The sequence below is a fragment of the Psychrosphaera sp. genome (assembly GCF_982872775.1).
The window spans coordinates 17508-40566 of the sequence record NZ_CEYNSH010000018.1 but is presented as its reverse complement, the minus strand read 5'-3'; the positions used below and the strand labels follow the sequence as shown (position 1 = coordinate 40566).

27 protein-coding genes are annotated in these 23059 nt (G+C 42.2%); 11 read left to right on the top strand and 16 right to left on the bottom strand.

Annotated elements, in window-relative coordinates; translation table 11 throughout:
- Window positions 1-6: 6 nt before the first annotated feature.
- The 11 genes from tmk to yceD all read right to left on the bottom strand — a co-directional run bounded on the left by tmk (window position 7) and on the right by yceD (window position 8978).
- The gene (gene tmk, locus AC4E96_RS07190) at window positions 7-627 is read right to left on the bottom strand and encodes a dTMP kinase (protein ID WP_488032781.1); all 621 of its coding nucleotides are present in this window, start codon (window positions 625-627) and stop codon (window positions 7-9) included.
- 10 nt (window positions 628-637) lie between these two features.
- Window positions 638-1684, bottom strand: coding sequence for an endolytic transglycosylase MltG (gene mltG / locus AC4E96_RS07185; protein ID WP_490255349.1), 1047 nt, complete (start codon window positions 1682-1684; stop codon window positions 638-640).
- Window positions 1681-2610, bottom strand: coding sequence for an aminodeoxychorismate lyase (gene pabC / locus AC4E96_RS07180; protein WP_490255348.1), 930 nt, complete (start codon window positions 2608-2610; stop codon window positions 1681-1683). Before pabC ends, mltG begins: the two co-directional genes overlap by 4 nt.
- Before the next feature lie 131 nt (window positions 2611-2741).
- Entirely contained in the window at window positions 2742-3980 is a 1239-nt protein-coding gene (gene fabF, locus AC4E96_RS07175) for a beta-ketoacyl-ACP synthase II (protein WP_490255347.1), read from the bottom strand.
- A gap of 132 nt (window positions 3981-4112) precedes the next feature.
- Entirely contained in the window at window positions 4113-4346 is a 234-nt protein-coding gene (acpP, locus tag AC4E96_RS07170; protein ID WP_488032777.1) for an acyl carrier protein, read from the bottom strand.
- 156 nt (window positions 4347-4502) lie between these two features.
- Complete coding sequence (gene fabG, locus AC4E96_RS07165) at window positions 4503-5246, bottom strand: 3-oxoacyl-ACP reductase FabG (protein WP_490255346.1); 744 nt, start codon at window positions 5244-5246, stop codon at window positions 4503-4505.
- 13 nt (window positions 5247-5259) lie between these two features.
- Window positions 5260-6186, bottom strand: coding sequence for an ACP S-malonyltransferase (gene fabD / locus AC4E96_RS07160; RefSeq protein WP_490255345.1), 927 nt, complete (start codon window positions 6184-6186; stop codon window positions 5260-5262).
- A 37-nt stretch (window positions 6187-6223) separates the two neighbouring features.
- A complete protein-coding gene (locus tag AC4E96_RS07155; protein WP_488032774.1) occupies window positions 6224-7186 on the bottom strand; it encodes a beta-ketoacyl-ACP synthase III in 963 nt (320 codons plus the stop codon).
- A 36-nt stretch (window positions 7187-7222) separates the two neighbouring features.
- Window positions 7223-8248, bottom strand: coding sequence for a phosphate acyltransferase PlsX (plsX, locus tag AC4E96_RS07150; protein ID WP_490255344.1), 1026 nt, complete (start codon window positions 8246-8248; stop codon window positions 7223-7225).
- A 22-nt stretch (window positions 8249-8270) separates the two neighbouring features.
- Complete coding sequence (gene rpmF / locus AC4E96_RS07145; protein ID WP_488032773.1) at window positions 8271-8435, bottom strand: 50S ribosomal protein L32; 165 nt, start codon at window positions 8433-8435, stop codon at window positions 8271-8273.
- Window positions 8436-8444: 9 nt separating this feature from the next.
- Window positions 8445-8978 (bottom strand): 23S rRNA accumulation protein YceD, encoded by a 534-nt coding sequence (yceD, locus tag AC4E96_RS07140; protein ID WP_488032772.1) that lies wholly within the window; start codon window positions 8976-8978, stop codon window positions 8445-8447.
- 181 nt (window positions 8979-9159) lie between these two features.
- Between yceD and AC4E96_RS07135 the strand changes: the two genes are divergently transcribed.
- A complete protein-coding gene (locus AC4E96_RS07135) occupies window positions 9160-9771 on the top strand; it encodes a Maf family protein (protein ID WP_490255343.1) in 612 nt (203 codons plus the stop codon).
- Window positions 9772-9831: 60 nt separating this feature from the next.
- On the opposite strand, the gene AC4E96_RS07130 is transcribed toward AC4E96_RS07135, so the two are convergent.
- Together AC4E96_RS07130 and rluC are read right to left on the bottom strand one after the other, a co-directional pair.
- Window positions 9832-10650, bottom strand: a complete 819-nt coding sequence (locus AC4E96_RS07130) for a hypothetical protein (RefSeq protein WP_490255342.1) — start codon at window positions 10648-10650, stop codon at window positions 9832-9834.
- Between the two features lie 88 nt (window positions 10651-10738).
- Window positions 10739-11716 carry a 23S rRNA pseudouridine(955/2504/2580) synthase RluC gene (rluC, locus tag AC4E96_RS07125; RefSeq protein ID WP_488032769.1) on the bottom strand — a complete coding sequence of 326 codons (978 nt, stop codon included), beginning with the start codon at window positions 11714-11716 and terminating at the stop codon, window positions 10739-10741.
- 534 nt (window positions 11717-12250) lie between these two features.
- Between rluC and rne the strand changes: the two genes are divergently transcribed.
- Window positions 12251-15247, top strand: a complete 2997-nt coding sequence (rne, locus tag AC4E96_RS07120) for a ribonuclease E (RefSeq protein ID WP_490255341.1) — start codon at window positions 12251-12253, stop codon at window positions 15245-15247.
- A gap of 9 nt (window positions 15248-15256) precedes the next feature.
- Window positions 15257-15646, top strand: a complete 390-nt coding sequence (locus tag AC4E96_RS07115) for a VOC family protein (protein WP_490255340.1) — start codon at window positions 15257-15259, stop codon at window positions 15644-15646.
- Between the two features lie 87 nt (window positions 15647-15733).
- Here the strand turns inward: AC4E96_RS07115 and AC4E96_RS07110 are convergent, their stop codons facing one another.
- Window positions 15734-16858 (bottom strand): PilT/PilU family type 4a pilus ATPase, encoded by a 1125-nt coding sequence (locus tag AC4E96_RS07110; RefSeq protein ID WP_488032766.1) that lies wholly within the window; start codon window positions 16856-16858, stop codon window positions 15734-15736.
- A gap of 8 nt (window positions 16859-16866) precedes the next feature.
- Window positions 16867-17931, bottom strand: coding sequence for a type IV pilus twitching motility protein PilT (locus AC4E96_RS07105; RefSeq protein WP_488032765.1), 1065 nt, complete (start codon window positions 17929-17931; stop codon window positions 16867-16869).
- A gap of 35 nt (window positions 17932-17966) precedes the next feature.
- Here AC4E96_RS07105 and AC4E96_RS07100 point away from each other — a divergent pair, with 35 nt between their 5' ends.
- The 4 genes from AC4E96_RS07100 to AC4E96_RS07085 are packed head-to-tail and all read left to right on the top strand — an operon-like array spanning window position 17967 to window position 20612.
- Window positions 17967-18674, top strand: a complete 708-nt coding sequence (locus AC4E96_RS07100; RefSeq protein WP_490255339.1) for a YggS family pyridoxal phosphate-dependent enzyme — start codon at window positions 17967-17969, stop codon at window positions 18672-18674.
- Window positions 18675-18698: 24 nt separating this feature from the next.
- The gene (proC, locus tag AC4E96_RS07095) at window positions 18699-19544 is read left to right on the top strand and encodes a pyrroline-5-carboxylate reductase (RefSeq protein ID WP_488032763.1); all 846 of its coding nucleotides are present in this window, start codon (window positions 18699-18701) and stop codon (window positions 19542-19544) included.
- Window positions 19545-20087: a YggT family protein gene (locus tag AC4E96_RS07090; RefSeq protein WP_488032762.1), complete on the top strand. Its 543-nt coding sequence runs from the start codon at window positions 19545-19547 to the stop codon at window positions 20085-20087.
- 48 nt (window positions 20088-20135) lie between these two features.
- Complete coding sequence (locus tag AC4E96_RS07085; RefSeq protein WP_490255338.1) at window positions 20136-20612, top strand: DUF4426 domain-containing protein; 477 nt, start codon at window positions 20136-20138, stop codon at window positions 20610-20612.
- 102 nt (window positions 20613-20714) lie between these two features.
- Here the strand turns inward: AC4E96_RS07085 and AC4E96_RS07080 are convergent, their stop codons facing one another.
- Window positions 20715-20945 carry a DUF2789 domain-containing protein gene (locus tag AC4E96_RS07080; protein ID WP_488032760.1) on the bottom strand — a complete coding sequence of 77 codons (231 nt, stop codon included), beginning with the start codon at window positions 20943-20945 and terminating at the stop codon, window positions 20715-20717.
- A 153-nt stretch (window positions 20946-21098) separates the two neighbouring features.
- On the opposite strand from AC4E96_RS07080, the gene AC4E96_RS07075 reads away from it, so the two are divergent.
- The 4 genes from AC4E96_RS07075 to rlmH all read left to right on the top strand — a co-directional run bounded on the left by AC4E96_RS07075 (window position 21099) and on the right by rlmH (window position 23052).
- Entirely contained in the window at window positions 21099-21743 is a 645-nt protein-coding gene (locus AC4E96_RS07075; protein ID WP_490255337.1) for a GNAT family N-acetyltransferase, read from the top strand.
- Window positions 21744-21755: 12 nt separating this feature from the next.
- On the top strand, window positions 21756-22091 hold the full coding sequence (locus tag AC4E96_RS07070) for an Mpo1-like protein (RefSeq protein ID WP_490255336.1): 336 nt from the start codon (window positions 21756-21758) through the stop codon (window positions 22089-22091).
- A gap of 92 nt (window positions 22092-22183) precedes the next feature.
- Complete coding sequence (gene rsfS, locus AC4E96_RS07065) at window positions 22184-22540, top strand: ribosome silencing factor (protein ID WP_488032757.1); 357 nt, start codon at window positions 22184-22186, stop codon at window positions 22538-22540.
- 41 nt (window positions 22541-22581) lie between these two features.
- The gene (gene rlmH / locus AC4E96_RS07060; protein ID WP_488032756.1) at window positions 22582-23052 is read left to right on the top strand and encodes a 23S rRNA (pseudouridine(1915)-N(3))-methyltransferase RlmH; all 471 of its coding nucleotides are present in this window, start codon (window positions 22582-22584) and stop codon (window positions 23050-23052) included.
- Window positions 23053-23059 lie beyond the last annotated feature (7 nt).

Here is a 23059-nt window from a genome sequence, read left to right as displayed (position 1 = left end):
TATCCCTTAATCAAGCCATTTTGATAACAGTTCATCGATTTGCTGTTGGACTTGCTCTAATGATTGTCCGGCATCGACAACTTTAATTTTTTCGTTTTCATTTGCGTGAGACAAATAAACAGAACGAGTACGTTCAAAAAAAGCCAATTCCATCTTTTCTATACGGTCAAGTTCTCCACGTTGTGCGGCTCTTGCGAGTCCGACTTTGGGGTCGATGTCCATTAAGACCGTTAAATCTGGCTCAAATCCTTGAAGAACTGCATTGCGAATCGGCATCAAAAGGCTATTGGGTAACTGACGACCACCACCTTGATACGCTAAAGAAGATAAGTCATGTCGATCACCAATAACCCAGGTTCCTGTCCCTAATGCCGGCTTAATGACGTTTTCAATTAACTGAGCTCGCGCCGCATACATTAATAATAGCTCTGCCTCAGTGGTCAACGGCTCATCCGTCTCAGACTTTACAATCGCACGCATTTTCTCGGCTAATGGCGTTCCACCTGGTTCTCTAGTCGTAATAAAATCAACGCCCCTTGAACGGAGTATTTCTGATATTTGTGCTATCGCTGTCGATTTTCCCGCACCTTCAAGGCCTTCTACGACAATAAACTTACCTAGATTCATTACTTTCCTACTATTTTTTCTTTTGTGCTTTTTGCCACGCTAAATATTTTTTTAGCGCCTTATTGTGCTCGGCTAATGTTTTGCTAAAGGTGTGACCACCTGTGCCTGACGCAACAAAGTACAAAAAGTCTGTTTGTTCTGGCGAAGCGACCGCTTGTAATGAAGCCAAACTAGGGTTGGCTATTGGTGTGGGCGGCAAGCCTTTCATTTTGTATGTATTGTACGGTGTTTTCGTCTTTAAATGCACTCGTTTTATGTCACCATGGTATTCGTGCCAAACTCCATAAATGACCGTAGGGTCTGTTTGTAAACGCATGCGCCTGTCAAACCGATTAAAAAACACCGATGCAATGGTGGCGCGCTCCTCGTGTAAACTGGACTCTTTTTCGACAATAGAAGCCAAAATTAACATTTCATATGGCGTTGTTAAGTGTTTGGTGTATTGACGTGACTTCCAAACTTCGTCTAAACGTTCTGTCTGGATTTTGATCGCTCGGCGCAGTATGTCAGAAGCCTTTGCCCCAGCATTAAAATAATAAGTATCCGGGGCCAATAAGCCTTCAATACTTTGGGTTTCGATATTAAGAAATTGGGCGGCTCTTGTTAAATCGCCAGGGTTGTTTTCTAGCGCTGGTAAATCATAAGTAATCTGCGGATGGTCCTGCAAAGCCGCTAACACTTGATAGGCATTCTGGCCCTCAATTAACGTAAAGCCAAACTGTGCTTCTTTACCTGACTTGAACAGTTCGAAAGATGATTGCAAGGTCATATCAGGCGCTAGCCAATAAGTACCTGATTTGATATCACTAAAGTCGTTCGTTAGCTTGTTGTATGCCTTGATAGAATAGCAATCACTTATCCAGCCTTTAGCTTCAAAATCCTGACAGACGTGACTCAATGATTGCCCTTTTTTAACGGTATAAAGCTGTTTCTCTGCTAAACCAATAGGTTGTTTTAGGCCGTTCTGAACATAAACGACGACACTCAGTATTAGCAGTGTTGTAATAACTAAACAAAGGCTTAGCGCAGCCTTTATGGTAAATCCTTTAATTTTCATTTTGTCCCATTTAATTCACTAAAATGAACTTGGCTTAAAAACATTTTTACTGGTTCAACTTTCAATAATTTGTGATTGATTACAGGGTACTCGTCACTGCCTTCATTAAATGATTTATCTTCTACGTGACTTTTTGGATTTGAGTTGGCGTCTTTACTATCACTACCGTAACTATAAATAGCTTTAATTGGTACTGCACCTGTTATTGCATTTGTTATAAACATCGCTTCACAACAGGCAATTACCTCTTTTATCGACTTTGTAACAATGTTGATTTCTGGTTTTTGTTTTAACAACCATTGCCTAAATACCCCATCAACACCTGATGAAGTTAATACAGGTGTGTACCACTGATCGTTTTCGCACCAGAATACATTTCCTTTGCTAGACTCAATCAAATTACCATTGATATCACCGACAATACCTTCTTGTTGGGGATAGTTGTTCAATTCTAGCTGGATAAGTGACTGCTCAATTCGGTTCGAATGTTTTAATCCTGCTAGCTGCGGGTTGAGACCTAATTTCGTTTGAACTTGTGCTATCTCGATTGCGTCATTCAACGTCGATAGTATTGGCAAGTCAATTTCATTTGCGGTGACAAAAATACTCGGGGCCATTTCACTATTAACACTATAACCGCGAACACTTTCACCACGACTTATTTGAATTTTTATATACCCTGATTGAATTGGCTTACTCATGGTTTGGCATACATAACTTAACTGTTGCCACTCAATGTCAGTAATTTGTAGGCGTTGGTTAGCATTTTTAAGTCGTTGTAAGTGAAGCGACCACCAGACGATTTGACCTCGCTCTATCTTTGCCGTGGTAAAGTGACCGTCGCCAAATTGAAACGCCCGTTGCCTGAACCAAGACTCTGAGACATCTATGGGTTCTAGTTGATGGTTAAAGCAGCAAAATGTCATAAAAAAAGCCCAATCGATTGATTGAGCTTTTGTATCAAATTTTACGGTTAAATTCATCTAAAGACTGAGTTTTTAATTAACTCTTCACAAGATGTGTCTCAAAATGAATCAGGGTAGCTAACCGCTTTTACTTATATCTTTTTGAACAGCAACGTACCGTTCGTACCACCAAAACCAAACGAATTACACAATGCATATTCAAGGTCAACGCTTCGAGCTCCTTCAGCTACGTAATCAAGATCACAACCTTCACTTGGGTTTTCAAGATTAATTGTTGGGTGAACCTTTTGGTCAACCAAGCTCATTACCGTAATTATCGACTCAACCGCACCTGCGGCACCTAATAAGTGCCCTATCATCGACTTGGATGAAGATACAAGTACTGATTGTGCCGCATCTTTAAATACCGTTTTAACCGCTTGTGTTTCGGCTTTGTCACCCGCTGGCGTTGATGTGCCATGAGCATTGATATAACCCACTTCTGAAGGTGAAATACCAGCGTCGTCAAGCGCATTTTGCATTGAACGCGCTGCGCCATTACCATCTTCAGGAGGTGAAGTCATATGATACGCGTCACCACTCATACCAAAACCAACGAGCTCAGCATATATTTTTGCACCGCGAGCTTTGGCGTGTTCGTACTCTTCAACAACCATCATGCCGGCGCCATCACCTAACATAAAGCCATCTCTATCTGCATCCCAAGGACGGCTCGCTTTGCTTGGGTCATCATTTCGTGTTGAGAGTGCACGTGCTGCGCCAAAGCCACCAATGCCTAATTCGGTTGATGCTTTTTCAGCACCACCGGCAACCATCACGTCCGCATCACCATAAGCAATCATACGTGCAGCATGACCAATATTGTGGACACCGGAAGTACAAGCTGTAGTAATTGAAATATTAGGGCCTTTGAGACCATACATAATCGACAAGTGGCCTGCGACCATATTGATAATCGTAGAAGGAACAAAAAACGGAGAGATTTTACGTGGACCTGATGCGACAAGCTTGCCGTGATTTTCTTCAATTAACCCTAAACCGCCAATGCCCGAACCAATCGCGGCACCGATTCGATGTGCGTTTTCTTCGTTTATTTCTAAGTTTGCGTCTTTAATCGCCTGTATCGCAGCTGCGATACCATACTGAATGAACAAGTCCATTTTCTTGGCGTCTTTTTTTGGAATGTATTCAGACAAGTCCAAATCTTTAACCATGGCCGCAAACTTAGTGCCGTAATTGCTTGTGTCAAAATGCGTAATCAGCTCTGCACCGCTTTTCCCAGCTAATAAATTACTCCACGTACTGGTAACATCGTTCCCTAAAGGCGACAACATCCCCATGCCCGTTACAACAACCCTACGTTTTGTCACTTCTTATCTCCGATTAACTAAATACCATCAAGTTAGCTTTTATACCCAATTGAATGCCAATGTGGGGGCTCAACAATATCTTGTACGAATAAAAAAGGGCAGCTAATGCTGCCCGTCTTTATTATTTGGTTCTTATTCAGCGTGAGCTTTGATGTAATCAACCGCTGATTGAACTGTTGTGATCTTTTCAGCTTCTTCATCTGGAATTTCTGTGTCAAACTCTTCTTCAAGAGCCATAACTAACTCAACAGTGTCAAGAGAATCTGCACCAAGATCATCTACGAAAGAAGCTTCTGATTTTACTTCTTCTTCTTTTACGCCTAGTTGTTCAACAACGATCTTAGCTACGCGATCTTCTATGCTCATGTTTTTTTCCTTTTCATTTATAAGTAATTTTTATCTTGTGACGTAGTGTAAATTCAGACTACGACGGGTTCAAGTTATTATTTGCAATCTGGCTGTGGTCGAACCTCAGTTCGATTTTCGAGCCAAATGGCAACAAATTAAATACGATTTCGGTGTTTATACGGTATACATGCCGCCATTTACGTGAATCGTTTCGCCAGTGATATAACTGGCTTCTTTACTCGCTAAAAACGCCACTGTTGAGGCAATTTCATCTGGCTCACCAAGACGTTCTGCAGGAACTTGATCCGCGATCGCTTTGCGCTGGTTATCGTCCAATGCTTTGGTCATGTCTGTATCGATAAAGCCTGGCGCAACAACATTTACGGTAATACCACGAGAAGCGATCTCTTTTGCAAGTGACTTAGAAAAACCAATAACACCTGCTTTTGCTGCCGCGTAATTCGCTTGACCTGGATTACCCATAGTGCCAACCACTGAGCCGATGTTGATAATTCGACCGTAACGTTTTTTCATCATAGGTCGCATTACGGCTTTACTCAACTTAAAAATAGAACTTAAGTTAGTATCAATGATATCTTGCCATTCGTCATCTTTCATGCGCATTAGGAGATTATCACGTGTAATACCTGCATTATTGACTAAGATGTCAACATCACCAAAATCCTCTTTAATAGACTTTAATGTTGCTGTAATTGAATCAGTGTCAGTAACATTAAGTGCATAACCTTTACCGCTTTCACCTAAATATTCACTGATGTTACCAGCGCCATTTTCAGAGGTTGCGGTACCCGCAACCGTTGCTCCTAGAGCCACCATTTTTTCTGCAATTGCTTTACCGATGCCACGTGAAGCACCAGTAACCAAAACGACTTTGCCCTCTAAACTGAACAGAGACATATCAGTTCCTTTTTTATTTTTGTAATGTTGCAGACAACGACTCAACGTCATTTGCTGCACTGTATGAAATGGATTTATCGATTCTTTTACCTAGACCAGTTAATACTTTGCCAGGACCACATTCGATAACTTCTGTAACACCTAATTTTGCAAATTCCATAATTGTCTCTGTCCAACGAACAGGACTATACAATTGCTTAACGAGTGCTTCTTTAATACTTTCTGGTGCCTGAGGTTGAGCGACATCAACATTATTAACAACCGCTATTACAGGAGTGTTAAATGTCAAAGAGGCTAAATCTGCAGCTAGCTTGTCTGCTGCAGGCTTCATTAATGCACAATGCGAAGGTACTGAAACTGGTAGTGGCAATGCGCGCTTAGCACCCGCCTCTTTGGCCAAGACCATCGCGCGTTCTACTGCGGCCTTCTCACCAGCAATAACGATTTGACCTGGTGAATTAAAATTAACTGGAGAAACAACAGCACCCTCTGCCGCGTCATCACAAGCTTTTTTAACAAGTTCATCGTCTAAACCAATAATAGCAGCCATCGCACCCGTACCGGCTGGTACCGCTTCTTGCATATATTGACCGCGTTTTTGAACCAGCTGAACACCATCAGCCAATGACATAACTTCAGCACAAACTAATGCAGAATATTCACCAAGGCTGTGGCCAGCTAACATAGATGGACGTTCGCCTCCTTTAGCTAGATATTCACGCCATATCGCTACTGAAGCAGTAAGGAGTGCTGGTTGTGTGTATTCTGTTTGGTTAAGCTTACCTTCAGAGTCTTCTGAAACTAATGCCCACATATCGTAACCTAACGCGTCAGACGCCTCAGAAAATGTGTTTTTAACGACTTCTGAAGATTCATATAGATCGGCAACCATGCCTACAGCTTGTGAGCCCTGACCAGGGAAAACAATTGCTCTTGTCATTTTATATTCTCAACGTTTTTGAATAATTAATTAGATATTAATACTTTATCAGTGCAGAAGACCATGTAAAGCCCGCACCAAAAGCATTAAACAATAGGGTTTGACCTCGTTGAATACGACCATCTCTTATGCCTTCATCTAATGCCGTCGGCACCGTTGCAGCAGATGTGTTACCGTATTTGTCTAGGTTGATAATCACTTGGTCTAAGCTCATATCGAGTTTTTTAGCGACCGCAGAAATGATTCTTAGGTTGGCTTGATGAGGAATCAGCCAGTCAATATCTGATTTTTCGACTTGATTGTGACGTAACGTTGTTTCGACTACTTCAGATAACTTAGTTACGGCTACTTTAAAGACTTGATTACCTTCCATGTGTCCCCATGCTTCATATACTGACGCTTCGTTGCCACGCACTGGCATTTCGGCCTTCAGTAATTCAGACGCATTGCCATCAGCATGAATATGGGTTGATAAAATACCCGGCTCTTCACTAGCTTCTATAATTACAGCCCCAGCGCCATCACCGAATAAAACGATGGTTTTACGATCTTGTGGGTCCATTAAGTGTGATAAACAGTCGGCACCAATAACCAGCGCACGCTTTGCTGACCCAGCTTTGATATAGGTATCAGCAATACTCAATGCATAACAAAACCCAGAACACGCCGCCGCAACGTCAAATGCCGGTACACCACTTGGAATACCTAAATCACGTTGGACTTCACAGCCTGCACTCGGAAAAGCGCGAGCGTGACTCGTTGTACCCACAATCACCAAGTCAATGTCGGTTGCGTCAATACCAGCAGCCTCTAACGCTTTCTGGGCTGCTTTGGTCGACATACTCGACACGGTATCAGAGCTATCCATAATGCGACGCTCTTTAATACCCGTACGTTCAGTGATCCACTCATCACTCGTCTCAACCATTTTTTCTAAATCTTTGTTGGTTCGTACCTGCGACGGGAAATAACTACCAGTACCGATAATTCTTGAAAACATGCAACCTCTCTGTGAGTCTCAATGACTAAAAATCCATTAGTCGTCATCATTTAGCATTGCTTCAACTTTGTCCTTTATTTTTTCTGGAACTTTGCGTTGCGACTCTTTCATCGCTTCTTTTATAGCACTATAAAACGCGTTAGCTGAGGCATTGCCATGACTTTTGACAACAATTCCGCGCAATCCTACCAGACTCGCGCCGTTGTAGTGGTCGGGGTTCATCTTAGAAAATAGTTTTTTGATACCTGGCAAGAGGATGCTAATCATGATTTTGCTCAAAAATGAGTTTTCACTCATCGCTCGCAATTTTGAAATGATAAGTTTTGCTACACCTTCAATGGTTTTTAATGCAACGTTTCCAACAAAGCCGTCACAAACGATAACATCTGCTTTTCCTGCAAATATGTCGTTACCTTCAGCAAATCCTACATAATTGATGTGTTCACAACGCATTAACTTTTCAGCGGTGTGTTTTAAATGTTCTGCACCTTTTATATCTTCTTCACCCACATTGAGAAGTGCCACGCGAGGCTCTTCAATGCCCTCTACTTCTTTTGCCATTACCGCGCCCATTACTGCAAACTGGAATAAGGTATCAGAACAATGATGAATATTGGCCCCTAAATCCAACAACAATACTTTGTCGTCTTCATAGGTCGGCAAGCTAGAAATCAAAGCGGGACGTTTAATAGCCGGTAACGTTTTTAGAACATAACGCGCCATTGCTAGTAGTGCTCCGGTATTACCTGCGGAGACACAAGCATCGGCTTTTTTGTCTTTAACTAGCTCAAGTGCTTTGCGCATTGAAGATTGCGGCTTTCTGCGCAATGCGAGATCAGGACGTTCGTCTTGATTTACCACTTGTTCAGAGTGAACAACATGCAGCCTCGGGTGCCCTAATGCGTTTTGCTTTTTAAGAGATGTATGGATACTTTGTGAATGACCACAAAGATAAAGGTGTAGATAGGGGAAGTTTTCCACAGCTTTTATCGCTGCAGGAATAGTAGATCGGGGGCCATAATCGCCCCCCATCATATCAAGCGCGATGTGGATATCACGCATAATTAAGTAATAGCCTTAAAGCTTACTTAATCTTACGGCCTTTGTAGAAGCCGTCTGCAGTCATGTGGTGACGACGGTGAGTTTCACCAGTCGTTTGATCTACAGATAAATTTTCGATAGTTAATGCATCATGTGAACGACGCATGCCACGTCTAGCACGTGACTTCTTACTTTTTTGAACTGCCATTGCCGTCTCCTAGGTTTTAAGTTTTTTTAATACATCGAACGGATTAGGTTTTTCCTGCTCCGTTGCTTCTGGCGCTAACTCACCAAAGGTCATGTCTTTTTCGGTTAAAGAACAATCTTCTGGTTCATGCATCGCTACAATAGGCAGCGCCAACATTAATTCGTCTTCAACTAAATGAACTAAGTTTATCTCACCAAATTCATTTAATTCAATCTCTTCATATGCTTCAGGTATAGGTTCTTCACTTTCCTCGGCAGCGTCACGAATTGGGGTATAGATGAATTCAGATTTAATATCTTGCTTCAAACCATTCCCACAGCGCTGACAAGTTAGCTCCAAACTAGCTGTTGCAGTGCCCTGAATTACAACTAAATTCTGTGAATCAACGCCACATTCAATAGATACATTCACATGATCATTTAACAACTCTGCCACTTCATTGAGACGTGACAACTCACCATTGACGATAACACCGTCATAGGTCATTCGTTTTAACGCAGCTTTCGCTGGCGCGATCGAGAGAGGAATTTTTACCTTTTGCATAGGGCGCGCATAATATAGGGAAGGTCACTTTTAGTCAAAAGAAAATCGGTAATATCCTTTAAATTTTGTAAATTAAAGCGATAAAATAGCGCTTCACAACAAAAGTTGTAGGCATTTTAACCAATTCTTGATCTTTTCGTGATCTTTTTATCAATATTTAAAACAGGTACTTAGTGGCAATATGGAAAATTACAAAGACAACCGAACCCTTGTACTTGGTTCAACTTCGCCCTTTCGCAAAGCGATACTAGAAAAACTAGGCATTGATTTCATTACAGATAAACCTGAGGTCGATGAAACTCCATTGCCAAATGAGGAACCTGAAGCATTAGTTGCACGTTTAGCTGAAGACAAAGCCAAAGCAGTTGCCAAGCGCCACTCTTCTTCATTAATAATTGGTTCTGACCAGGTGGCCGTTTTTGATGGACAAATATTAGGAAAACCACACACCCACGAAAATGCGGTTGCACAACTTACAGCGTTCTCAGGTCAAACAGTAACGTTTTTAACTGGTTTAAGTGTGATTGATACACATTCTGACCAAACGCACACTTTAGTCGAACCGTTCAAGGTAAAGTTTAAGACTCTCAGTCAATCAGACATCGAAAACTACTTATTAGCGGAAAAACCTTACAATTGCGCAGGTAGCTTTAAAAGTGAAGCTTTAGGTATTTGCCTGTTTGAAAAACTAGAAGGTGACGATCCAAACACTCTCATTGGGTTACCATTGATTAAACTCGTGTCTATCTTAGATAAACTTGGCTATTCCGTGTTAGAGCAACAAGGTGGTTAAAGAGCACGACGTGATTAAACTGCAACAACGTGATTAATTAATTTAAATACACGACTTATACTAATTTTGGCAGGGCATGTGCTCTGTCAGTGTTTCCATTGCCAAATTCCTGAATATGGTCTGTTGCTCTGGTGACGCTTGCAAGCCACTTTGTGTTTTTAATGAGTCCAACGGCTGTCCTGTAATGACTGGATAAAAGACCATCGCTGTCAGTTCCATTCCTACGCTGTTTGCATGATTGCCATCCGCACTGTGTAATTTTATCTCAGGATGATTGCTTATTACTTTGTCCCAAGTAAGCCCGACTGGAGCTAAGCAACTGCTTTGTAGAGACACGATTTCTTCGTGCAACTGATGAATGTAGCGCCCTTCTTGGTTGTTATTCTTTTGAGGGTGCTCTGGAAATAGAATTGGAGTTATACCTAATTGTTTTGCTTTCGCAATCCACTGCTGAGTATGTCTAGTTGGATAAATAACGGTTCCTGATTGAGAGTACTTTTGGCCCTGCAGGATAACGTGAGTCCAGTTTTGCTTTAAGAGTTCTTTATCTCTATTGTCTTTGCTTTTAGGGTTGTCTAAAAACCCACCTCCAAATGTATGTGCAACGACATCCACATTTGGGTCACTATTTGATATTAATTGCTGCAGCACAGTATCAAGACCTGCAACGTGACTATTACCAAAAAGTAATATCCGGTATTGTTTTTTATTTTGATTATCAGGAATAGCGAGGTTTTGACTTAAATCGGCCTGCAATGACACCGGAGGTGCAGCTTGTTCAGATTGTGATGTGCCTTCACTCGAACACCCGGTCATCACTGTCGTTAGGGCTAGTAGCAGGCATACTTCCCAAATTTTCTTTTGTATACTAGTCATCATCGCCAACCCTTCTTTCTATCCCTATGATTATAAAGTGATGTAAAAATACACAATATAATCATAGGCATATCTACAAGCTTTGACTTGGTTATTCAGCGGCGTTAATCGCCTGTTCACCTAGTTTTTGAAGACACGACTCTAGCTCAGGTTGTAATGGCGCTTCAAAACGCATCGTCGTTTCCGATAGCGGATGGAAAAACGAGATCTCTCTTGCGTGCAAAAACAGACGATTTAGCCCGGTATGCTTTAGCGTCTTATCGAACTCACGGTCACCGTATTTGTCATCAAATGCGATTCCGTGTCCCTGACAAGCAGTATGAACCCTAATTTGGTGAGTACGTCCGGTCTGCGGGCGCGCTTCCACTAAGCTACACCCTTCAAAGTTGGATAATACCGAAAACAGGGTACATGACTTTTTACCTTCGTCTCGATCTACGATTACTATACGCTCGCCTGACTTAGTGTTTATCTTTTTAAGCGGCTCTTGAACGGACTTTTGTTTTTCTGACCAATGCCCTTTTACCAATGCCCAATAAACTTTATTCATGGTTTTAATTCTTAATTGCTCATGCAAAGACACCAAAACAGAACGCTTCTTGGCAATTAATAGAATACCTGAGGTATCGCGATCTAGACGGTGAACCAACTCCAACATTTTTTCGCGAGGCCTTAATGCTCTTAACCCTTCGATAACGCCAAAGCTCACGCCACTGCCGCCATGTACGGCAATCCCAGATGGCTTGTTCATGACAATGAGAGATTTATCTTCAAAAATTATCGCTTCTTCCAGTTTTTGAACAGAGGCAAGTTTGGCGGATACGCCCTCACTTTCTTCTTTCACTCGAACAGGTGGAACACGAACGACATCACCTAATTGCAACTTATAGGTTTGTTTTATACGACCTTTGTTAACTCGAACCTCACCTTTTCGAAGAATTTTGTAGATGACACTTTTCGGGCAGCCTTTTAAAAGGGTAATCAGAAAATTGTCTATGCGTTGTCCCGCGTGGACATCATCAATTTCTACCATTTGAACTTTTGGGAAGTTGATCGCTTTTTCAGTCATAAATTTGGTTTCACCGGTAAATTTAAAATATTTAAAGAAATATTCATTAATTCAGTTGCTATAATCCTATTTCAAGCCGATAATAGCGGCGCTAATAAAGCAACTGATTGAACTGCCTCACGTAATGAACGTAAGAGTCATGTAACGGAGCAGGGTTTGAGGCCGCGATGATATCAGAATTAAGCGAGCATGTTTATCTTTCATTTACACAAACATGCCGACTAAAAAAGACTAGACCTCAAACCTCCACGCCACTTAAGTAAGGTAATGCGAGTAACATATTACCCTCTTCTTTAACCGTTCAGACCCGTCAAATCGAGGCGTTAATTTAACCAGTGCCACCATTTCCGTTATTGATAACCGACATGGCACAGACAGAATTCTAAAATTTGGAATTGAAAGACCTATAGTTACAGTCGAGATGATTGCAATGCGACAGACAACTAGTTGAGAAACTACACAGTGTCGAGGTGTATTCAAAGTGCATCGCAAACATAATGGAATGTGGCCTACTAAAAAAGAAGAGCTACATACATGAAACGCATGTTAATTAATGCCACGCAACAAGAAGAAATGCGTGTCGCGTTGGTTGATGGTCAGCGTTTGTATGATCTGGACATAGAAAGCCCAGGTCACGAACAAAAGAAGGCCAACATCTACAAAGGGACAATTACTCGAGTCGAACCAAGCTTAGAAGCAGCTTTTGTCGACTATGGTGCAGACCGCCACGGATTCTTACCATTAAAAGAAATTGCCCGAAATTACTTTCCAGAAGACTACAAATTCAGTGGTCGCCCAAACATCAAAGAAGTTGTTAAAGAAGGCCAAGAGGTCATCGTTCAAATCGACAAAGAAGAACGTGGTCAAAAAGGCGCTGCATTAACCACCTTTATCAGTGTTGCGGGTAGCTACTTAGTCTTAATGCCAAATAACCCTCGCGCTGGCGGCATTTCGCGCCGTATCGAAGGTGAGGAGCGCACTCAGCTAAAAGCCGCACTTAACAAGCTAGAATTGCCAAAAGGCATGGGCCTTATCGTCCGTACAGCGGGTGTAGGCAAATCTTATGAAGAGCTTGAGTACGACTTACGAGCATTGTTATTACACTGGGATGCGATTCAGCAAGCCGCTGATAGCCGCCCTGCGCCTTTCTTGATTCACCAAGAAAGTAACGTCGTATTCCGTGCTATTCGTGACTACCTTAAGCGTGACGTTGGTGAAATCATCATCGATAACGACAAGGTATTTGCTGAAGCTAAGAGCCACATTGAGTTGTTCCGCCCTGACTTTTTAGAGCGTGTAAAACTTTACCAAGGCGATGTGCCACTATTTACGCACTACCAAATTGAGTCGCAAATCGAATCAGCCTTCCAACGTGAAGTGCGTCTTCCGTCTGGTGGTTCGATAGTAATCGACCCAACGGAAGCGTTAGTGTCAATCGACATCAACTCTTCAAAAGCAACCAAAGGTGGCGACATTGAAGAGACGGCACTTAACACTAACTTAGAAGCGGCGGAAGAAATTGCTCGTCAATTGCGTCTACGTGACTTAGGTGGTTTGTTAGTTATCGACTTTATCGATATGACACCTCCTAAGCATCAGCGTGACGTTGAAAACCGCATGAAAGAAAGCGTTAAGCAGGACCGAGCACGTGTTCAAATTGGTAAGATCAGTCGATTTGGCCTACTTGAAATGTCGCGTCAGCGTTTGCGCCCTTCTCTTGGTGATGCAAGCCAACACACTTGTCCTCGCTGTGACGGTCAAGGCACAATCCGTTCAAACGAGTCTCTTGCATTATCTATTTTGCGTCTTATTGAAGAAGAAGCAATCAAAGAGAATACCGCTCAAATTCAAGCACAAGTACCAGTACCAGTATCTTCGTACTTGTTAAATGAAAAGCGCGAAGCGATTGGTAACATTGAACGCGGCAACAAAGTTAGCGTTGTTATCATTCCAAATATTCATTTAGATACACCTCACTACGAAGTGACGCGTATTCGTATCGATGAAGACTTAGCCGATACCAGCTTTAAAATGGTAAAAGAGCCAGAGCAAAGCGAATTCATCAAAGATGTCGTTGTACCTAAGAAAGAAGTAGAAGAGCCTGTACTTAAAGGCTTTGCTATGCCACCTGCCCCGGCACCTGCAGCTCCTGCACCAGAAGCTAAAAAAGAAGAGCAAAAAGAGTCTAAACCAGGACTGTTCTCTAAAGTAGCTGCGTTTATTTCTAGCTTGTTCTCTTCTGAGGAAGAAAGCAAAGAGCCTGCTAAGCCTAAAGGGCGTAAAGGTAATGACCGTGGCGATCGTAACAATCGTCGCGGTAACGGCAATAAAAATCGCAATCGCAACCGTAATCGCAATCAAGATAATCGCGATAACAAACACGATAAAAAGCGCGAAGACAATCGTAAAGACCGCAATGAGCGCGTAGACAACGACGAGCAAAATAAAGACTCACGCAACGAAAACCGTCGCAGTAAGCCGAAAAACCCTCGTAATCAAAACCGCAACAAAGCGAAGTCTCAAGACCAAGCGAATGAACAAACTTCTGTTGCTAAAGAGGAAAAAGTTCAGGAGCGTCGCAAACGTCGTAACAACCGTAAGAAAGTTCGTATTGAAAAAGCTGAAGTAGCAACGGAAGCGGTAGATACCGAAGTAACTGAAGTGGCGACCAACGAAGCAGTTGTTGAGTCTCAAGCTACGGAGTCCAAAAATGAGTCGGGTAACGAAAACAAGCGTTCTCGAAACAGACGTGGTCCTCGTGGTCGCAACAACAAAGGTCGCCGTTCACAGTCGAACAAAAACGACAATGCAGCTAAGTCAAAACTAAAAGCACCACACAAAAAGTCGTGGAGCCAAAGTTCTGTAATCAACACAGCTCGACGCGCAGCTATTAAAGCGATGGTAGCGCCAAGTGTTGCAGAAGCTACGTCGTTTGTTGAGGAAGTTAAAGTAGACACTCCTGTTGTTGATGAAACACTAGTTTCAAATCAGCCACAAGTGGAAACTGAACTAACAGCAAATGAGAATGCAACTCAACCAACTGCTGAAACAGTTTCATCTGAGGCTGTGGTTGAAGAAACTGTCGCAGAGCAAACTGAGTTACAAGCGCCTGAAGCTCAAGCCGAAGTTGTTGAAACTAAATCAGCAGAGTCTGAAGAAGTCATCGCCGATAAGACTGAAAGTGAAGAAGTTCAAGCAGAAGAAAAATCGGTTGAGCCAGTCGCACAAGACGAAGAAGTCGAAAGCCGTTATCCAAATAACGACGACGAATTCGAAGAGACTCACGTAAAACCTGAGCCTGTAGCCGAAACCATCGAGCAAGTGTTACACGAGCCGACTGAGCGCGAATTAAGCTCACCTGGTTTTGCGAGTGCACCTATGGCGAAGCCGCAGCCTGCGACAATGACTGAAGGCCCTACTCCAACGATCATGAACCAAGAAGATCGTACAGTAGTGACTAAGTCAGGTCGTTCTGCAGGTGCAGCAAGTGCGACAAACTCGGCAACAGCCGGCGCACAAAAAACAGTATAAGGAAAGAACATGAGTGAGTTTAGTCGTGAGCACAATCGTATTGTCTGGACCGACGTGCCTGTAAAGGATCTCACTCGTGCCATCGACTTTTACCAAACGGTTTTGGCGATTAAGGTACACAAAGAGTCTTACGGTGACATCGATTTTGCTGTATTGGACCACTCTGAGGGCAACGGTGGTTGCTTAGTGGTTGAACCTCAAAACGTCACCGATAAAGGCGCGTTAAATTACTTTAACGTCCATGGCCGTTTAGAGGACGCTGTCGCGCAAGTCACGGTAAAAGGCGGCGAGGTATTGCTACCGCCTCATGCTATCGGTCCTTATGGTCAGCGTGCTATTGTGCTGGACTCAGAAGGCAACCGTATCGCATTGCATACAGAGTCAACTGAGAACAGCTAAGTCGGTCTTTTCACAACGCATTAAAAAAGGAGCCATTGGCTCCTTTTTGTTACTTCTGTTGTTATAACGTATTAACGGATATCAACCTTAATCGTCTTTTTGAAGACCATCAACCGTCACACCTTGTAAGAAACCAGAACCAGTTTGCTCATTGTTTCTTAGCTTGATCATCAAGCGTAAATCGTTTGGTGAGTCAGCGTGGTGAAGTGCATCCGCATAACTTATCTTTGAGTTTTGATACAAGTCAAATAAGGCTTGGTCAAAGGTCTGCATCCCCATCTCTTTAGACTTAGCCATAATTTCTTTAATACCAGAAATATCACCTTTCTTGATGAGCTCACCAATCATTGGAGAGTTAAGTAACACTTCAATGGCTGCAACTCGGCCCATACCATCACTGGTCTGAATAAGCTGCTGTGCAACGATTGCTCTAAGGTTCAACGCTAAGTCGTATTTAAGCTTCTCGTGCTTCTCTTTTGGAACTAAGTGCATGATACGGTCGATAGCTTGGTTAGCGTTATTGGCGTGCAACGTTGCAACACACAAGTGACCCGTTTCTGCAAACGACAAGGCGTATTCCATGATCTCTTGAGAACGAATCTCACCAATCAAAATGACATCCGGTGCCTGACGCAGAGAGCTTTTAAGTGCTGACTCAAAAGATGGAGTATCGATACCCACCTCACGTTGAGTAACCATACAGCGTTTGTGATCGTGAACAAATTCAATTGGGTCTTCAATCGTAAGAATGTGCCCTTTTGAGTTTCGATTGCGGTAGCCCAATAACGCCGCTAAGCTGGTTGATTTACCTGTACCTGTACCACCAACAAAGAGTAATAGACCACGTTTGGCCATAATCACATCTTTCAGTGCCGGCGGTAGACCCAAATCATCGACATCTGGAATTTGAGTTACGATGCGTCTAACCACCATACCGACATTATCGCGTTGCCAAAACGCTGAAACACGAAAACGGCCATGATCATTGGCGACCGCAAAATTACACTCTTTAGAACTGTCAAACTCAGCTTGCTGTTTGTCCGTCATACAACTGCGAACTAATCGCTCAGCTTCCATTTCATCTAGGACTTCATTGGCGAGCGGTGTTAGTTCGCCATTAATTTTGGCACTGATTGGAAGACCAGCCGTAATAAATAGATCTGAGGCTTTTTCAAAAACCATCTTCTCAAAGACTTGTTGAATATTTTCCATGGTTACTCCTAGAAACCTGAACCGCCACCAAACCCTTGGCTAAATACATTTTTATCATGTGCTTTTGCAATAGCTTGGTCACGGCTAATTAAGCCTTTGTTCATCAGGTTTAATAAACATTGATCCATGGTTTGCATGCCGTGAGCGGCCCCCGTTTGAACTGCCGAATACATTTGAGCAATTTTATCTTCACGGATTAGGTTACGAATGGCTGGAATGCCAACCATGATTTCGTGGGCTGCGACTCGACCACCGCCAGTTTTCTTACAAAGTGTTTGTGAAATAACCGCACGTAAAGATTCAGATAACATTGAGCGAACCATGTCTTTTTCATCACCCGGGAAAACGTCGACAATACGGTCAATGGTTTTTGGTGCTGAGGTAGTATGCAAAGTACCAAATACAAGGTGACCAGTTTCCGCGGCCGTCATTGCTAAACGAATAGTTTCAAGGTCACGTAATTCACCAACAAGAATAACATCCGGATCTTCACGCAGCGCCGAGCGCAATGCCGCTTCAAAGCTCAAGGTATCTCGATGAACTTCACGTTGACTAATCAAGCTGTTTTTATTTTGGTGAACAAATTCGATTGGATCTTCAATGGTAAGAATGTGATCGTGACGTTGTGAATTAATATAATCAATCATCGCCGCTAGCGTTGTTGATTTACCAGAACCAGTAGGACCTGTAACTAATACAAGACCACGAGGGTTTTCTGAAATTTCTCTAAAGATATCAGGTGCACCAATATCTTCTAAACTAAGCACTTCTGAAGGGATAGTACGGAACACAGCGGCCGCACCACGGTCCATATTGAAAGCGTTAACACGAAAGCGCGCCAAATCTGGCACCGCGAAGGAAAAATCCGTTTCTAAGTTTTCTTCGTATTCTTTGCGTTGTTTATCGTTCATAATGTCATAAATCAATGACTGAACTTCTTTTGCATCCAATGCAGGAATGTTCACTCGACGAACATCGCCATCAACGCGTATCATTGGCGGTGTGCCTGCAGAAAGGTGTAAATCTGATGCATTATGTTGCACACTAAAAGCAAGTAATTCTGTAATATCCATATGGCTAACCCATTAGTTATAAAAGACAAAAAAGCATGTCAGAAAAAGAACTTACCAATACAATAGCAAAACGTCTAGTCACAGCACACGAGAAAATAGCCACTGCGGCCCAAAAAGCGCAGCGTCTCGATAAAAGCGTTCAACTCATGGCGGTAAGTAAAACCAAATCTATTGATTATATTGTAGCCGCCTATGAACAAGGTCAGCGGGTTTTTGGTGAAAATTATGCGCAAGAATTACAAGAAAAGGTTAACGAACTAAGTCATCTTGTTGATATTGAATGGCATTACATTGGGCCAATCCAAAGTAACAAAACAGCCATTATTGCGCAAAGCGCGACTTGGGTTGATAGTTTGGACAGAATTAAAATAGCCAAAAGACTTAATAATCACTGCCTCGAACACAACAAATTCCTGAACGTTTTAATTCAAGTAAATATTTCCAAGTCTGAATCAAAAGGCGGAGTTCCACTAGAACAGGTGGAAGAATTTGCAAGACAAGTTGACGGCTTTTCACAACTTAATTTACGTGGTTTGATGGCAATTCCTGACCAATATGATGATAATGACTTATTAATTAAAGAATTTACATCGATGGAGTCTTGTTTTTTGCGGTTGCAACAACAATATTCATCGATAGATACTTTGTCACTTGGCATGTCTGATGACTTAGAACAGGCCATTGCTTGTGGCAGTACCATGGTTCGTTTGGGGACGGCTATATTTGGTCCCCGTGAGCCTTAAGACAAAACAACAAACGGGATTTTAATGACACAAGAGAATAAACTTACATACGCATTTATCGGCGCAGGCAACATGTCAGGCGCTATCATCGGTGGCATGGTTCAAAGTGGCGTCAACCCACAACACATTATTGCGACAAACCGTACAGCAGAGAAACAAGCAAAACTAAAAGAAAAGTTTGGCATTGTGACTGACTTAGGCAACTTAGACGCCATCGCTCGTGCCGACGTGGTTATTCTGGGTGTTAAGCCACAAATGATGGCCGATGTATTAACCCAACTCGTCGAAGACGGCGCTGACTTTTCAGAAAAGCTGGTTGTCACTGTCGCAGCGGGTTTATTAGTTAAACGCTATACCGATATTATTGGCGATGTAAGATTTATTCGTTGTATGCCTAACACCCCTTCCCTAGTCGGTCATGGTATCTCTGGTTTGTATACAGGCACAGACCAAGAGAAATTTGACCAAAGTGTGTTAGAGACTGATAAGAAAACGGCTACGGAATTATTTGAACACGTTGGTAACGTTGTTTGGCTACCAAAAGAGTCTGACATAGACCAGCTAGCAGCAGTGTCAGGTTCGGGTCCAGCCTATTTCTTTGCCTTCATGGAAGCCATGGCAAATAAAGCCAAAGCATTTGGGTTCAGTGAAGATGTGGCGAACTTGATGGTACAACAAACTGCCATTGGTGCGGCCAAAATGACGTTTGATAAAGAAAACAGTTTTGCCCAATTACGTCAAAACGTAACATCACCGGGTGGCTCAACGGCCGCCGCATTGAATGTATTTAACGAAAAACAACTACAAGCCATTGTTGACGAAGCATTAGACGCAGCTGTCACAAGAGCACAAGAGATGAGTAAATTCTAAATGCAAGCAACTCAATTTTTAGTATCCACACTTTTTGATTTATACCTTATGGTTGCCGTACTTCGTGTATGGATGCAGTTAGTAAGAGCTGACTTCTACAACCCCGTAAGTCAATTTGTTGTTAAAGCGACAAACCCAGTATTAGTGCCTATGCGCAAAGTAATACCTGGGTTAGGTGGTTTAGACTTGGCTGGTTTCCTTTTAGTCTTTCTGGTAGCGATTTTAAAAGTTGCCGCCTTATATATGATTTTTGGTCAGGCTATTGTCGTAAAAGAATTGTTAATTGGTGGCTTATTTACCGTTGTCGGTGAAGTCTTCACGTTAGTGTTCTGGGTAACCGTCATCCGAGCAATTCTTAGCTGGATTAGTCAGGGCTACAACCCAATAGAAGCTTTATTGCACCAGCTCACTGAACCACTTTTAGCACCAATTCGTAAAGTTATACCACCTATTGGCGGTTTAGACTTGAGTCTTTTGGTGTTTTTAATTGCCCTGCAATTTGTCCAATACGGCGTAAGTGACCTGTTAGGTATGTTGCGCTAATACCGTGCATCATGCCTTTTATTAAATTTAACTTTTGTGAGAGTCAAAATGAAAAACAGTTCAGTTAATAACTTGTTTTTGCAAAAAGTTACGGCGTCTTTAAAGAATGTCTCTGGTTTTATACTAGCGTTGTTAGTAATGACTGCGTTTAGTGCCAATGCAGAGCAAAAGTTCACTAAAGGCAACTGGGATATCCACTATATTGCGTTCCCAAGCACCTTTGTAAAACCTGAAACTGCCAAGCAATATAATTTACAGCGCAGTCGTTACACAGCCGTTGTGAATATTTCGGTTTTGGATACCAAAACTCAAGAAGCACAATTTGTTAATGTAAGCGGAAGCGCTAAGAATTTGCTAGGACAAACCAAACCGTTGTCTTTTACACGAGTGACAGAAGGCGAGGCAGTGTATTATTTAGCGCAAGTTGGTTATAGAAACGAAGAAATTTTAAACTTTACCATCGATGTACAACAAGGTAATCGTACAGAGACTATCAAGTTTAAAAACAAGTTTTATGCGGACTAATACGCACACTCAAACTAATCAAAAGGTGAGCCTCAATGCTCACCTTTTTTAATGTGTTTTAATCAACACTGATGTTTAGTTAGGTTTGAAAACGAGCCGAACTTATTTTCTCAGCATCGCATCGAGTTGATCGACAACTTCACACCATTCTGCGTCATTTTCTATTGAGTCCCGCAAAAAAGAGCGCTGTGAATCATTCCAAAATGACGCTTCATCAATCGTCATGTCATCAGGGATGCGATGCTCTTTGACAAAATGGTAAATCCCCGAGCGCGTTCCATCCAAGCCTAATTGTTCAAATAACGTATTCATATTATGTGTTGACGTGTCCATTTGGCCTCCTTAGCGACTTACAAATTGAACCACTTTTATAAAAGTAGTAGTGATCACTACTAAGCTCAAAGAATTTTAGATTGATTTTTTGTGTTGATATTTTTTAAACAATTGGTACTTTGGTTAAAATTGATACAAAAAAGTGGATTGGAAATGGACGTAACTGAAAAACTTACAACAGAACATGACGTTAAAGCAGTTTTGTTATCAGCAGAAGACATAAACTTGGCAGCATCATTACTCTATGTTGCGTATCACGATGATCCCATTTTTAAAGATATATTCAGAGCGGAAGAAGAAGAGTATGAAAAGCGCTTAAGACACGCTATACGCGAAGAACTCGCCGCATTTTGGCAAACTCGCCAACCAATGATTGGTTTGTTTGCAGGTGAACATTTGTTAGGCGTGGCGTGCCTTATCGAACCCGAAAAAGGCTTAGAGCCCGAACGATTTTGGCATTGGCGACTCAAAATGATGTTGCACGCTGGCTTTCTCAGCACCAAAAACATGATTGAGAAAGAGCGCAAGGTCGCCGAGTCTATTCCGCATTTACATTATCACCTATTAACCTTTATTGCGGTTCACCCTGATCATCAACATCACGGTTTAGGCCACTATATGATTAAAGCAGTAGATAGCATCGTTGATGAAAATCCACTATCTGAAGGCGTTGCTGTATTTGTAACCAAAGAACAAAACCAACACTTATTCAATGACGATAATTATAAAGTGATTACAAACATTCAAATTGGCGCGGTTTCTGGTACATTAATGTTTCGCGAAAAACAAGTAAAATAGGCTTTCAACGACATGTCGACTGAAAAACAGTATCAAACATTTAACGAATTCTATCCGTTTTATTTAAGTGAACACCAAAACAAAACCTGTCGTGCCTTACATTACATAGGTAGTTCACTTGTACTAATCGTTTTGGCTTACGCCCTTTTTTCTCAACAATATGTACTGTTGTGGGCACTGCCTATCATTGGTTATGGCTTCGCTTGGGTAGGCCACTTTTTTATTGAAAAAAACCGCCCTGCTACCTTCACTTACCCGCTTTATAGCTTGGTTGCCGACTGGGTCATGCTCAAAGACTTTGTCACTGGTCAACTAGACGAAAAATTAGCAAAGCATAATTTAAAGTAATACTCGCGAGTTTATGCGTTTGTTTCTGTACTCATTGTACGTCTAGCGTTACAATTACCAGTTCGAATTGACAATAAAGAGTTATTAGAGCCTTGGCTGACACACAACAAACCGCAACACAAAATAAAGAAATTTTAGACTTCGTTTTAGATAAGATTGACGATCTTAAAGCTCGTGACGTACAGACGTTTGACGTTAGAGCGACATCTTCGATCACTGACTACATGGTTATCTGTTCTGGTACGTCTAAAAAGCACGTCCAATCAATTGCTGACAACGTTTTATCCGAAGCCAAACACTCAGAGAACCCAGCATTAGGTTCTGAAGGCATGACTGAAGGCGAATGGGTTTTGGTTGATATGGGTCCTGTTGTCTTGCACGTAATGCAAGAAACGACTCGCGATTTCTACCAGTTAGAAAAACTTTGGCAAGAGTCAAACAACGCTTAATTATTTATACCAGCGAGTAAAAACAAGGACATTTTAACGTAATGAAGATTCAATTGGTTGCGGTTGGTAATAAAATGCCTAGCTGGATCACCACAGGTTTTGAAGAGTATCAAAGGCGCTTTCCAAAGGACTGTGCTTTTGAGCTTATCGAAATTACTCCCGGAAAAAGGGGCAAAAACGCCGACATAAAACGCATTCTTGAGCAAGAAGGCGAAAAGATGTTAGCCGCCGTACCAAAATCCAACCGCATAGTTACTCTTGAGGTAACTGGAAAACCGTGGACTACTCATGACTTATCAAAGCAATTGAGCGCTTGGCAAATGGATGGACGAGACGTCAGCCTGTTGGTAGGTGGCCCTGAGGGTTTGGCACCTGCTTGTATAAAAGCATCAGAGCAAAAATGGTCGCTATCGGCTTTGACACTTCCGCACCCATTAGTCCGTGTAGTCGTCGCAGAAAGCCTTTACCGAGCCTGGAGTCTCAATAATAATCACCCTTATCACCGTGAATAACGGGTGA